Here is a 13,202-nt window from a genome sequence, read left to right on the forward strand (position 1 = left end):
TCTAATTGTCATCCTTTCACCAAAGAAGTTATACGTTCAGAAACTGTATCGAGCGGCACAGTTTCCTGCTCACTTGTATCCATGAATCGGATAATGGCCTCCCCACGCGCCAATTCATCATCACCCAATATAATAACATATTTCGCATTAATTTTGTTAGCGTATTTTAATTGAGCCTTCATGCTCTTGCCCTGTCCGTCCATTTCAACCGTCACATATTTATCGTGCAGTTCGTGACAGATTTTGAAAGCCTCTACCTTCGCCGCATCTCCGAGAGCCACCACGAATACGGACGGTTCCAATTCAGGTTCCGGTAATAAGTTTTGCTTTTCAAGGGCCAGCAACAACCGTTCCATGCCCATCGCAAACCCGATAGCCGGTGTGTGAGGACCGTCGAGTTCCTCCACGAGTCCGTCGTAACGACCACCGCCGGCAACGGCACTCTGAGCCCCAAGCGGCGTATACTGCACCTCAAAAGCGGTTTTCGTATAGTAATCGAGGCCGCGTACAAGGCGTGGGTTCAATGTATACTGCACATCGGCAGCGCTCAGGTACGTCTTCAATTCCACAAAATGATCATGACATTCAGCGCACAAGTGCTCATGAATTTCCGGAACTCCTACAGACAGCGCTTTACAGGTTTCATTTTTACAATCCAAAATGCGCAACGGATTTTTATATAGACGATCCTGACAATCGCTGCATAATTGATCTTTCTTCGGTTCAAAGAAAGCGATTAATTTCTCACGATATGCAGGTCGACAATTAGGGCAGCCTACGGAGTTAACCTCAACATTGAGGTCTTTAAGGCCGAAGTCCTTCAATAACTGAACGACCATACAGATAACTTCGCTGTCCACCACAGGTGATTGAGAGCCTAACAACTCCGCACCGAACTGGTGAAACTGACGATATCGACCGGCTTGCGGTTTATCATGACGGAACATAGGCCCCATATAGTACCACTTCGTCAGACCTTCTTTGCCGTACACCTTATTTTCCAAGTATGCGCGTACAGCGGATGCCGTATTTTCAGGACGCAACGTAAAGCTGGAACCGCCGTCATCACCGGTGGTAAAGGTATACATTTCCTTTTGCACCACGTCCGTCGTTTCCCCGATACCGCGCAAGAACAATTTCGTATCTTCAAAGGCAGGTGTGCGGATTTCATTGAACCCGTACACTTTACAAATATCGCGCATACGTTGTTCAATATAGTGCCAGTTCTTCATCTGTTCCGGCAAGAAATCTTGTGTACCTCTCGGTTTCTTAATAGCCATTACACAACCTCCCAAAATTTTTCACAAATCTTATGACGTTTTTCCAATAACACATCAATGGTGTCGCAGTACACATCCACATTCTTCGGCATATGCTGCTTCAGCTGTCGATACGCCGGGGCCCGCATCCACTTGGACGAGCTGCCCGGTCCGATGGATAAAATACTCTGTCGCTCCTCCATGATTTGAATATTATAACTGCAGGCCCTGCCCGGTAATGTATAACCGATATTTTCCAATTGTCCCCTCATATATTGCTGGCGATATAGATAATACGGAACATACCCGGCCGCTTCGAGGCGCTCCTTACCGTACTGCACCATTTCCGCCACCACGTCTTCATGAGGAATCCGGTCTTGCATATTCAAATCATATAAAGGACTGCCACGCTTTAATGCTAATGTATGAATTGTAACATTTTCCGGCAAATTTTGACATACATAATCCATATTCTCTGTCATATGCTCCATCATCTGGCCCGGCAGACCGGCGATAAAATCCATATTGACCGCAAATGGCGTATGTACTTTCACATATTGCAGCAAATTATCGACATCCTGGGCAGTATGCCCGCGCCCGATATATCGCAAGATATCATCCTGCATGGTCTGCGGATTAATACTGATTCGATTTACACCGGCAGAGAGCATGGCCTTTAATTTTTCAGGCGTTACCGAATCGGGACGCCCCGCCTCAACGGTAAATTCGCGACCGTCCGGCACAAGGAGCGCCAATTGCTGTAACACATGGTGAAAATCTTCGTTTCCCAGCACTGTCGGTGTACCGCCGCCCATATACAGGGAATCCACGGTAAGTCCGTACTCGTCAATAATCGATCTCATATCCTTCATATCGAGATGCAGCGCACGCAAAAAATCAGATCTACCCTTGTATTCCTGATAGATACCAAAGGGAAACGAACAGTAAACACAGCGGGTATCACAAAAGGGAATCCCGCAGTACACACTTACCGTTTTGTCATCGGTAGATTCTAAAAAAGGGCGTTGATAAGCACCGATAGCCGCCAGTGTTTCGAGTTTTTCCATAGACACAGAAAACTCGTCCCTGATGTGACGAGTCGCTGTGTGAATGGATTTATATGTATCTATATATTTATGCAAAAGCTTGGTAGGTCGTACACCCACCATGGTACCCCACGGTACTTCCACAGACAAACCTTGATATTCACGCAGAAAACGAAGCAGGGCTTGACCGATATGACGGCGTCCCATCGATGTAAGAGGACCTTCAAAGACCTCCATACGGTCATCAATAGAGACAGTCAATACATATCGTTGACCATCCTCTCGACCTTCAAGTCGCACGTCCGGATTATCCCTGTTCGAAAAAAGGCTCGCCGCGCCACAGTTGTGGGCTACCACGGAGCCTAACGGCAAAGGCCCCGTATATAGATATCCGTTAAGCATGATGAGTCATGCGGTCAAGCTTTTCAAGTTCCGCCTCAGTCATGTGAGACTGACAGTCGCTGCAGTATCCGTAAACCTTCAATTGATGGTCGATGGTGCGGAAATTCAATTTCTTCGCGATGATAGATTCCAATGTTTCGAGCATATCATCTTCAAACTCGGATACTTTACCGCATTTTACACAGATTAAATGATGATGAAAATGTGCAAATTCTTCATCGTTCAATTCATAACGGTTACGACCGTCACCGAAATCGAGGCGTTTTAACAAATCGAGTTCCGTAAAGAGGTCAAGCGTTCTGTAAATTGTAGCAAGTCCGATGTCCGGTGCCACTTCTTTTACCAATACATATACGTCCTCTGCGCTCAAATGATTTTCTTCAGCATCGATAAAAGCTTGTAAAATCGTTTGACGTTGTGTCGTCAATTTGTACTTTTTGTCTTTGATGCGTTCTTTTAATTTTTCTAATGTCGTGTTCATTCTAATTACCCCTTTTACTCATTAAAAATTAAAATACAATTCATCGGCCCTACTCACCGATGAACGGATTGTATTGTTTTTCATAGGCCACGGTAGTTTCGGGCCCATGGCCGGGATAGACTATCGTATTGTCAGGCAGTTTATACAGTTGAGCTCTGATAGACTCCATCAAGGTCTCATACGATCCGTTCGGAAAATCCGTACGACCTACGGAGTCTTTAAAGAGTGTATCCCCTGCAAAAACAATGCCGTCCATATAATAGCATACACCGCCCGGTGTATGGCCCGGTGTCTCCAATACCTCAAGATTGATATCACCGCACTCGATATGATCACCCTGGTACACTTCAATGATATCCGCTTTTACAATGATAGGCGTCGGATTACTGTAAACACTCAGATTAAGCTCCGGATCCGACAGATATGGAACATCCGCCGCATGTATATACACGGGAACATGATAAGCATCGACAATAGCCTGAACCCCTCCGATATGATCACCGTGACCGTGCGTGAGGAGAATCGCCTTCGGTTTCAAATCATGTTTCTTAAGCGCCTCCATCACCTGCGAGGTACCGGGATCTATAATGAAAGCTTCACCTACCGCCTTATCACCGATAACATAGCAATTTGTCCCGAACGATCCCAACGGCATGCGCATGAGCACTAAATTCTGTTCTCCCATCAAGCACCTCCTTTACTGCGCTGCACCGTATACACTTCCCGAATACGGCGCAACTTGGTCATAACAAAATCGAGCTGTGAAATATCTCGAATATCTACAACGAGATTAATGGTTACATTTTTAGTAGATTCCTGAACCTTGGCATTCATATTGGTTATGGTGATTTTCAATTCTGAAAGGACTGCCATAACCTCCATAAGTATACCGGTTCTGTCATAAGCATGAATTTCGATACCGACATGAAAGGATTCACCGGACGATTCATCCCACGACACTTCAATCATACGTTCCAGATCTTCAGGCGTATGACCAATGCTCGGACAATCGGAACGGTGAACGGAAATGCCCCTGCCCCGCGTGATATAACCGATGATATCGTCACCCGGTACAGGATTACAGCACTTCGCCATTCTGACCATGAGACCTGATTCGCCTTTTACGAGAACGCCCGTACCGTTCTTCGATTTTTTCGGACTGTGAGATTTAAGCTTCTCGATGATTTGCTCCGTACTGCGTTTGGAATTCTCCACCTCTTTGGATTTTTTATATAGTTCCACGAGGCGAAGCAAAACAGTGCTTACCGGCATGCCTCCATAACCGCAGGCAGCAAACATTTCCTCCTCGGTTCCCGATTTTAACTGTTTAACGACCTGTTGAATGCGATTATCCGCACAGAGTTCCTTCCAGTTATAATTGAGGCGCTTTGCCTCCCGTTCGAGAGCTTCCAGACCTTTTTCAATATTTTCCTCTTTATTTTCGCGCTTGAACCAATTGCGGATTTTACTCTTACTTTCAGAGGAGCCTACGATATTAAGCCAGTCAAGGCTAGGTTTTCCCGTTTTCGACGTGATAATATCGACGATATCCCCGTTTTGCAATGTGTAATCGAGAGGCACGATCTTGCCGTTTACCTTGGCCCCTACGCAGCGATGCCCTACATCGGTATGAACGCGATACGCAAAGTCAAGCGGTACGGAACCGATCGGCAATTTCACTACATCACCCTTCGGCGTAAATACGAATACTTCACCGGAGAACACATCGAGTTTCAATGCATTGACGAGTTCTTTCGGATTGCTCGTATCCTGCCATTCAAGGACTTGTCTTAACCAGGCGACCTTCTGATCGAAATCCTTGTCACCGCCCTTATTGCCCTCTTTATAGCGCCAATGAGCGGCCACACCGTATTCCGAAACGCGATGCATTTCCCACGTACGAATCTGGATTTCCACAGGTTGCCCCATCGTACCGATAACCGTAGTATGTAACGATTGATACATATTCGATTTCGGCATGGAAATATAATCTTTGAAGCGATACGGCAACGGTTTCCACAAGCTGTGAGCGATACCGAGCACCGCATAACAATCGGGAATGCTGTCGACGATAACCCGAACCGCCAGCAAATCATAGATTTGAGACAAGTCGCGATTATCTTTTTTCATTTTTTTATAAATACTGTAAAAGTGCTTTGGACGACCCTTAATATCCGCCTTGATATGAGCTTCGCCGAGAGCCTTCGTGAGCTGACTCATCGTGTCGTTTACGATATCCTCACGAGCCTGCCGTTTCTGCTTCATCTGGTCTACCAGATCATAATACTTTTCAGGTTCCAAATAGCGAAAGGATAAATCCTCCAGCTCCCACTTCACATTGAAGATCCCCAATCGATGTGCAAGGGGCGCAAAAATCTCAAGGGTTTCCCGGGCAATACGTTTCTGCTTGTCGCTGCGCATGTGCTTCAGTGTGCGCATATTATGCAGGCGGTCACCCAATTTGATAACAACGACACGCACGTCTTTCGCCATGGCCAAAATCATCTTCCGATAATTTTCCATCTGCCGGTCTTCTTTTGTCTCGTATTGGAATTGATTTAACTTCGTTACGCCGTCCACGAGGAAGGCTACTTCGGAACCGAACAGTTCCTCCACATCTTCCTTCGTATACGACGTATCCTCCACCACATCATGCATGAGAGCCGCCATCAATGTAACATGATCGATTTGCAGATGAGCCAGGATATTGGCCACAGCCAACGGATGCATAATATACGGTTCTCCGGAAGCTCTGAACTGGCCTTCATGAGCTTTATCCGCCAATTCAAAGGCCTTCATGACGAGTTTACACTCATCATCGGGCAAATATGTATGAATATAATCCATAAATTCAGACAAAGCTTTTTCCTTATTAAAGGTCCCCGGTTCCAGCAGCACTTTGCCTTCTTCATTTACAATTGTCATAATGTCACCCCCTATCTACTATAGGTGAGAAATGTTACGGATGTGACAAGATCTAATTTTCCTTCGACGGTATTCCATCGCAACATAAGTTGACCATCATCACTTGTATATTCCTTAACAATACCGAGCTCTTTAAATACATCTAAAGAGGCCAAGGCACTGCGATTATTCTGTTCTGTCGGCTTACGGCGTAAAATAGCCTGTTCCACATGATAAACAGATTGGCTGTTCCCGCGCATGGAATGTTTCACGATAACGTATATCTGACGCAGGCCTTCTGCGGTCAGGCTGATAGGTTCCTCCGTGATCGGTTCTATATCCTGAATCATAAGTTGCGGGGACACGGTACCTTGCCATTCATTTTTCTGCAATGAAAAGGCTACTTTCACCTTTGTCCCTACAAATATCAATTTAAATAATTCAGGTCGATTCCAAGCAATTGCATCCAAAGTACCCCTGGAGGTCTCTAAAATCACCTTGCAGTGAGTCTTCAGCTGCCCCATAAGCATAATATCCTGTACAACGGCTTCCATAACGGCAAAAACAGGTGTGCTGTTTGCCATTCCGTACGGTTCTAACGCGGATATACTGTCTATAATATCCACATCGATGTCATCCACAGGCAGTTCCGCATCAATGAAGACAACCGGTACATATTCTTCATCATCTATCGTACGCTTACAGTACTCCGTCAGACGACTGCGCAGTTCATCTATGCGATTCGCATCAATGCTGAACCCCGCCGCAGCCGCATGACCGCCGAACTGAATCAGTATATCCTCGCAGGATTTCAACGCATCATAAATATTAAAACCGTCAATACTGCGACAAGATCCTTTCCCTACTCCGTCATGAATACTGATGACCAATGTAGGCTTATAAAATTCCTCCACTAATCGGGACGCCACAATTCCTATTACGCCCGGATGCCACTCTTTACCGGCTACGACGGTTACATAATCCGCCTCATGACCTTGATTCAACACGTCGATGCGAGCCTGTTCATAAATATTACGCTCCAACTCTTGCCGTTCCCGATTCGTCTCATTTAATTCCTCTGCAATCGCTTCGGCCACGTCACTATCATCAGTCACCAATAATTCTACGGCGCGGGTGGCGTGTGTGACACGTCCCGCCGCATTTAAACGCGGTGCCAACGTAAAACCGATATGACCGGATGTGATATTTTTTTCATGCAAACCCGACACATCAATGAGTTTATGAATGCCCAGATTAGGATGCTCATTCATCTTCTCAAGGCCAGCTTTCACGATGACCCGATTTTCCCCGACAAGAGGCACCACATCAGCAACAGTTCCCAGAGCCACGATATCGAGATCATCCAGATACCATTCGCCATACTTCGTGAGCCATAAGGCCTGACATAGTTTAAAAGCCACACCTACGCCGGATAAATTCTTATCCGTATAAGGGCAATCCTTCTGCTTATGATTAATCACCGCCTTGGCACGGGGGATTCTATCCGGCGCCGTATGATGATCTGTAATAATTATATCAAGCCGATCCCGAACGGCCTCCACGATATCATATGAGCTGATACCGCAGTCAACGGTGATAACAAGCGCCGTTCCCTGCTCCACAAGATGCTCAAGAGCCTCTAAATTTAAACCGTAACCTTCACTTTGTCGCTCCGGTATATAATAACTCACATTGGCATGTAAACGCTGAAAAAAACGATATAACAAAGATGTCGCTGTAATACCGTCCACATCGTAATCACCATAAATCACGATGGACTTATTGCTCTCTAGCGTCTTCTGAATCAACGAAACGGCGATATCCATATCCTTCAATGTAAACGGCTCAAGCAAATCGGATAAATTACCCGTTAAAAAACGGCGTCCTTCATTGACATCGATGTGACGATTCACCATTAACTTTGCGACGATAGGATTTACACCAAGTTCACGGATTAAGATATTCTCTTGTTCTGTATCCCCCGACGAGAGTCTCCAACGCTTCTTTCTAATCATCACATGCCTCAACAATTTATAATCAATATCCTTCTCTGATTTAACGTATTATCATTATCATTATTATCTATTATACAATAAAACGCCTTTAAAATAAAATAATTTATATATTTTATTCTCAATTAATTGATAAGTTCTTCTCAACAAAAAAGAATCTCCCATTATCAATAGGAGATTCTATATCAGTGAGCCACTTAGAACCGGAAGTCCCGTTCGCCATCCTTCATCTGTGCAATATACGCTTTTGCTTTGTCTTTAACTAAGTCATTTTTAATATTTTCCAACTGGCTTTCAATAACCTTGGCCCCATGAGTCTTAGTCTTTTCGTTACCATAATCCATAATGTATTCATTCAACGTCATTAACGCATTCGGCTGACAGCAATTATGAATTTGTCCGGATTTAGCCAATGCCATAAAACGATCCCCTGTACGACCAGCGCGATAACATGCGGTGCAGAAACTAGGCACATAACCGAGATCCAGAAGCCAATCCACGATTTCATCCAATGTACGCGTATCACTACGGTCGAATTGAGCGGAGTTATCCTCCGGTTTTTCTTCTTCTTTGTATCCGCCTACACTGGTACGGGATCCGCCGCTGATTTGCGAAATCCCCAATGCCAATCCCCGTTCACGCATTTCCTGCGTTTCCCGCGTGGACATGATCATACCCGTATACGGCGTGGATACGCGAATGAGAGCAACGATTTTTTCAAAAATATCATCCGGCACGGCATTGCTGAAATCATCTACATCGATATCGTCAGCCGGACAAATACGCGGTACTGAAATTGTGTGTGGACCTACCCCGAATACCGCTTCCAAATGCTCCGCATGCATCAAGAGTCCTACGAAGTCGTATTTATAATGCTCCAAGCCGTAAAGAACACCGATGCCTACATCATCGATTCCGCCCTGCATGGCACGGTCCATCGCTTCCGTATGGTATGCATAATCGCTTTTAGGCCCTGTCGGATGCAACGCTTCATAGTTCTCCTTATTGTACGTCTCTTGAAACAATGTATACGTCCCGATGCCGACATCATGCAGTTTTTTATAATCCTCTACGGAACATGCCGCAATATTGACATTAACCCGGCGAATCTCACCATTTTTATTCTTGATGCTGTAAATGGTTTTAATGGACTCCAGAATATATTCGAGAGGATTATTGAGAGGGTCTTCACCGGACTCGATAACGATACGTTTGTGCCCCATCGCTTCTAAGGCGATAACCTCTTCCTTAATCTGTTCCTGCGTCAATTTTTTTCGTTTAATGTCGCGATTTTTGGAATGATACGGACAATAAACGCAGCCATTGATACAATAGTTGGACAAATACAATGGAGCAAATAAAACGATACGATCCCCATAAATGGTTTTCTTAATCTCTTTAGCTAAAGCAAACAGCTTTTCCTTATATTCAGGCAAAGGACATTCTAACAGCACCGCTGCTTCTCGATGGTTTAACCCCTTGAACGTTGCAGCCTTTGCTAAAATCTCATCCAACAACTCCCGATTTTCCTTATTTTCCTCTGCATAAGCAAGAGTATCAAGAATTTCCTGATGGGAAATAAATTCCTCCGCCTTTGGAGATTTTACATCATACATAGTACTTACCTCAAATCTTTCCAGTGGCCACGCCACCCCTCTTTAGGTTTATGAAAGTATATGACAACCAGTTCTCTGGTATTTCACTGATACTTTACATAGTATACCACTATTCCTACTAAAATGCATTGGAATTTCGCACATATAAAAAGATTGTCCCTTTAATCAGGCATGCAATCTCTTTATATGTAAGCCATTTAAAAGCATATCAATTTACCATACACGATATGCAAAAATACCATACAAAAAATCCCCAGCGGATTAACCGCTAGGGATCTAAGGTCTTGTAAAATTAAGCTTCTACAGGGTATACACTAACTTTACGGTTATAACGACCGGCACGTTCAAAAGCCACTTTACCAGGCACAAGTGCAAATAAAGTGTCATCTTTACCGATGCCTACGTTAGTACCAGGATGAAAATGAGTACCACGTTGACGAACGATGATATTACCGCTCTTTACGATGGAACCGTCATGGCATTTAACACCAAGGCGTTTAGATTCACTGTCACGACCGTTACGAGTACTGGACACACCTTTTTTATGTGCGAACAATTGCAAATCAAAAGTAAACATTAAGTTCACCTCCTATATTTCGTGTATTTGGACAAACTCCGGATACTGACGACTGATTTCCTCGAAGCCGAGGATCATAGTCTCCAAAATATCCTGTCCACTCCGGTTAATCATACCGGAGAGAACCATATCACATCGACCTTCGCTATTGGTATACTCCCCTTCTTGCTCGGCAATACGGGTCAAACCTAACATCGCCGTCGCCGATAAGGCAGACAATGCGGCGCATACAATATCGAAGCCATGCTCATCATATCCTGCATGACCGGACATGTGACATCCAGTTACCTGACCGTCACTATTCCGCTGGATTCCGATGGAAACCATAATTAAGCTTGGATAGATTCAATACGAACTTTTGTGAACGGTTGGCGATGGCCTTGGCGGCGACGGTAATTGGATTTAGCTTTGTATTTGAAGACTAAGATCTTTTTACCTTTACCTTGCTCAAGCACCGTACCTGTAACCTTTGCACCGTTTACAAGAGGAGCGCCAACTTTAACGTCACCGTCATTCACTACAGTCAAAACTTCTTCGAATGTAACGGAATCGTTAGCAGCTGCTTCCAATTTTTCGATAGTAATTACATCGCCTTCAGCAACGCGATATTGCTTACCACCGGTTTTAATAATTGCGTACATGAGAACACCTCCTTGTTATCGAACTCGCTGAATACGGTATCCCGACCCGGAGCCGGGCGTTTAAACCTACTTCATGCGGATTGCAAAGTTCAGAAAACCGAACTAATACTGATATAGTATACCTTGTTTCACCTCTGTTGTCAAACGAAAATCAAGGTTATTCCGCTGTATTTGATACTTTCACAGATAGACTCGTTCACATCAACCGATGAGACCCAAATGCTGTAATAAAATCTTAGTCCCGATGAGGATCAATACACCTCCGCCGAGAATATCCGCGTATTTACCGACAAAGCGGCCCATAAATTTCCCTAAGTATATACCGATTAAGGAGATACCAAATGTAATCAGTCCTATAATAGCCGAAGCTTCCCATACATTGATAGGCAAAAATGCAAATGTAAGCCCTACCGCCATCGCATCGAGACTCGTGGCGACGGAGAGCATGAGCATTTCCCATGCACCGAGAAGCGGTTTATCATCGTCATCAGTCTCATCCCCCAAGCCGTCGCGAATCATGGCGATGCCTAAATAACCGAGCAGCCCGAAGATAATCCAATGATCCCAATCAGAAATAATATCTATGAACTGACGACCGATGAGCCACCCGATAACAGGCATAATAAACTGAAACAGGCCAAATAAAAAGGCTAATGTAATTTTACGACCATTAGATCCGCCAGGGATAGTCAACCCCTTTCCGATGGACACGCCAAATGCATCCATCGCGAGACCTATACTGATTAATACGATTTCAATTAACGACACACTACCACCTATTAATATACTACATACTTACTCGGACACGGCCATCAACGAATATCCTTCGCGACTGATATTGGGGTTCACCACAACGGAAATCTTGCGTCCTATAGACTCACCCAGATCTGCCAAAACATGTTTTGACAAATATTGTGCCACTTCTGGATGAACTTCGATTTCTAAATCGGTCTTAATGCGGCCCGACTTAAACAGTTCCCGTATACGCCGAATGATTTGCATATATACGGTGCGTCCGGACAACATATAGCCTGTTCCGCCGCACTGAGGGCACGTATCAAACATCAGGGTCTGTAACCCCTGACGGGCCCGCTTCCGCGTCATTTCAACAAGGCCTAACGAGCTGATGCCGCACACAACGGTCTTCATCTTGTCCAGTTTAGCCTGCGACGCCAACAGATTTAATAATTCCTGCTGATGCTCTTTATCCTTCATATCGATAAAATCGACTACAATAATTCCGCCGATATCACGCAAGCGCAATTGACGGCAGATTTCTTTTGCCGCCTCTTTATTCACTGTAAAAGCCAGATCCTCCAGCTTATTGGACCGACCCGTATAATGTGCGGAGTTCACGTCAAACACGGTAAGGGCCTCCGTGTGATCGATACGGATAGAGCCGCCGGACGGCAAATCGATATCGCGAGAGATAAGATTTTCCAATTGAGGTTCAATGTGATTCGCCTTGAAAATAGGCGTGCTGTCCCGATGACGCGTAACCTTTATAGATTGTGACGTCGGACCATGTCCCAGTAAATCTGTTAAGCGAGATTCGGCCATATCGGAGTCGACGCTGATTTCCTCTACATTACGATGGGCGTAATCCCTCACGAGGCGGAACCAAAAGTCCGCATCGCTGTACAGGTCCGTACCGCTCTTGGCAACTTTAAAACGCTTTAATACGTGCTGCCATGTACGCCATAAGTAGTCCATATCATGAACAATTTCCTCGGCATTCGCCTTAGCCGCCGCCGTGCGAATGATAAATCCGCAGCCGTCCTGCACATAGGGCTTCGCCAGTTCCTGCAATTGACTGCGCACGGCTTCATCGGTGATTTTCTTTGAAATATGTATGCCTTCCGAATATGGCAGCAACACCATAAAGCGGCCTGCAAGGCTCACATCGGCCGTAACACGAGCTCCTTTTCCGAGCATTTCTTCCTTCACCACTTGTACCAGAATTTGCTGTCCCACGGATAACCGGGGTATGATCTTCTGTTCCTTACCCTGCTGCAGATTCAGATATGCATTCTGAGAGCCGCCGATATCAACAAAAGCGGCCTGCATGCCGGGCAATATATTTTTTACGGTCCCCTTGTACATATGATTTGCTATATGAGTTTCATCGAAGCGTTCCAATGCAAAGTCTACCAGCTGCCCCTCTTCGTCCACAACGGCCATGCGCACCTCTTCGCGCATCACATTGACCAGAATTTTATGCATCTTATCCCTCCTTTCATCTTGTTATATTATTCTTTTTCTTC

The 13,202-nt window shown here is 45.0% G+C and carries 12 protein-coding genes; all 12 read right to left on the reverse strand.

Going from position 1 to position 13,202, the window contains the following annotated elements; genetic code table 11:
• Positions 1-8: 8 nt before the first annotated feature.
• The 12 genes from hisS to CKV62_RS06395 all read right to left on the reverse strand — a co-directional run bounded on the left by hisS (position 9) and on the right by CKV62_RS06395 (position 13,161).
• Positions 9-1,280, reverse strand: a complete 1,272-nt coding sequence (gene hisS / locus CKV62_RS06340) for a histidine--tRNA ligase (RefSeq protein WP_095066208.1) — start codon at positions 1,278-1,280, stop codon at positions 9-11.
• The gene (gene hemZ / locus CKV62_RS06345) at positions 1,280-2,707 is read right to left on the reverse strand and encodes a coproporphyrinogen dehydrogenase HemZ (RefSeq protein WP_095066209.1); all 1,428 of its coding nucleotides are present in this window, start codon (positions 2,705-2,707) and stop codon (positions 1,280-1,282) included. Before hemZ ends, hisS begins: the two co-directional genes overlap by 1 nt.
• Positions 2,700-3,188 carry a Fur family transcriptional regulator gene (locus CKV62_RS06350; RefSeq protein ID WP_095066210.1) on the reverse strand — a complete coding sequence of 163 codons (489 nt, stop codon included), beginning with the start codon at positions 3,186-3,188 and terminating at the stop codon, positions 2,700-2,702. The genes hemZ and CKV62_RS06350 overlap by 8 nt, the downstream gene beginning before the upstream one ends.
• 49 nt (positions 3,189-3,237) lie before the next feature.
• Positions 3,238-3,873, reverse strand: coding sequence for an MBL fold metallo-hydrolase (locus CKV62_RS06355; RefSeq protein ID WP_095066211.1), 636 nt, complete (start codon positions 3,871-3,873; stop codon positions 3,238-3,240).
• Positions 3,873-6,113 (reverse strand): RelA/SpoT family protein, encoded by a 2,241-nt coding sequence (locus CKV62_RS06360; RefSeq protein ID WP_095066212.1) that lies wholly within the window; start codon positions 6,111-6,113, stop codon positions 3,873-3,875. Before CKV62_RS06360 ends, CKV62_RS06355 begins: the two co-directional genes overlap by 1 nt.
• An 11-nt stretch (positions 6,114-6,124) precedes the next feature.
• A complete protein-coding gene (gene recJ, locus CKV62_RS06365; protein ID WP_095066213.1) occupies positions 6,125-8,107 on the reverse strand; it encodes a single-stranded-DNA-specific exonuclease RecJ in 1,983 nt (660 codons plus the stop codon).
• Positions 8,108-8,301: 194 nt separating this feature from the next.
• Complete coding sequence (hydG, locus tag CKV62_RS06370) at positions 8,302-9,720, reverse strand: [FeFe] hydrogenase H-cluster radical SAM maturase HydG (RefSeq protein ID WP_095066214.1); 1,419 nt, start codon at positions 9,718-9,720, stop codon at positions 8,302-8,304.
• A 292-nt stretch (positions 9,721-10,012) separates the two neighbouring features.
• A complete protein-coding gene (gene rpmA / locus CKV62_RS06375) occupies positions 10,013-10,297 on the reverse strand; it encodes a 50S ribosomal protein L27 (protein WP_004696430.1) in 285 nt (94 codons plus the stop codon).
• Positions 10,298-10,309: 12 nt separating this feature from the next.
• Positions 10,310-10,624, reverse strand: a complete 315-nt coding sequence (locus CKV62_RS06380) for a ribosomal-processing cysteine protease Prp (protein WP_095066215.1) — start codon at positions 10,622-10,624, stop codon at positions 10,310-10,312.
• 2 nt (positions 10,625-10,626) lie between these two features.
• Complete coding sequence (gene rplU, locus CKV62_RS06385) at positions 10,627-10,938, reverse strand: 50S ribosomal protein L21 (protein WP_038115663.1); 312 nt, start codon at positions 10,936-10,938, stop codon at positions 10,627-10,629.
• Positions 10,939-11,139: 201 nt separating this feature from the next.
• Positions 11,140-11,706 (reverse strand): manganese efflux pump MntP, encoded by a 567-nt coding sequence (locus tag CKV62_RS06390; RefSeq protein ID WP_095066216.1) that lies wholly within the window; start codon positions 11,704-11,706, stop codon positions 11,140-11,142.
• A gap of 27 nt (positions 11,707-11,733) precedes the next feature.
• Positions 11,734-13,161, reverse strand: coding sequence for an Rne/Rng family ribonuclease (locus CKV62_RS06395; RefSeq protein ID WP_095066217.1), 1,428 nt, complete (start codon positions 13,159-13,161; stop codon positions 11,734-11,736).
• Positions 13,162-13,202: the final 41 nt, after the last annotated feature.

Origin of the sequence: Veillonella rodentium (assembly GCF_900187285.1) — a bacterium.
GTDB lineage: Bacteria > Bacillota > Negativicutes > Veillonellales > Veillonellaceae > Veillonella > Veillonella rodentium.

Excerpts from the sequence above, each read along its gene's own strand:
- hisS (WP_095066208.1), bottom strand. The coding sequence starts at position 1,280 with ATGGCTATTAAGAAACCGAGAGGTACACAAGATTTCTTGCCGGAACAG.
- hemZ (WP_095066209.1), bottom strand. The coding sequence starts at position 2,707 with ATGCTTAACGGATATCTATATACGGGGCCTTTGCCGTTAGGCTCCGTG.
- CKV62_RS06350 (WP_095066210.1), bottom strand. The coding sequence starts at position 3,188 with ATGAACACGACATTAGAAAAATTAAAAGAACGCATCAAAGACAAAAAG.
- CKV62_RS06355 (WP_095066211.1), bottom strand. The coding sequence starts at position 3,873 with ATGGGAGAACAGAATTTAGTGCTCATGCGCATGCCGTTGGGATCGTTC.
- CKV62_RS06360 (WP_095066212.1), bottom strand. The coding sequence starts at position 6,113 with ATGACAATTGTAAATGAAGAAGGCAAAGTGCTGCTGGAACCGGGGACC.
- recJ (WP_095066213.1), bottom strand. The coding sequence starts at position 8,107 with ATGATTAGAAAGAAGCGTTGGAGACTCTCGTCGGGGGATACAGAACAA.
- hydG (WP_095066214.1), bottom strand. The coding sequence starts at position 9,720 with ATGTATGATGTAAAATCTCCAAAGGCGGAGGAATTTATTTCCCATCAG.
- rpmA (WP_004696430.1), bottom strand. The coding sequence starts at position 10,297 with ATGTTTACTTTTGATTTGCAATTGTTCGCACATAAAAAAGGTGTGTCC.
- CKV62_RS06380 (WP_095066215.1), bottom strand. The coding sequence starts at position 10,624 with ATGGTTTCCATCGGAATCCAGCGGAATAGTGACGGTCAGGTAACTGGA.
- rplU (WP_038115663.1), bottom strand. The coding sequence starts at position 10,938 with ATGTACGCAATTATTAAAACCGGTGGTAAGCAATATCGCGTTGCTGAA.
- CKV62_RS06395 (WP_095066217.1), bottom strand. The coding sequence starts at position 13,161 with ATGCATAAAATTCTGGTCAATGTGATGCGCGAAGAGGTGCGCATGGCC.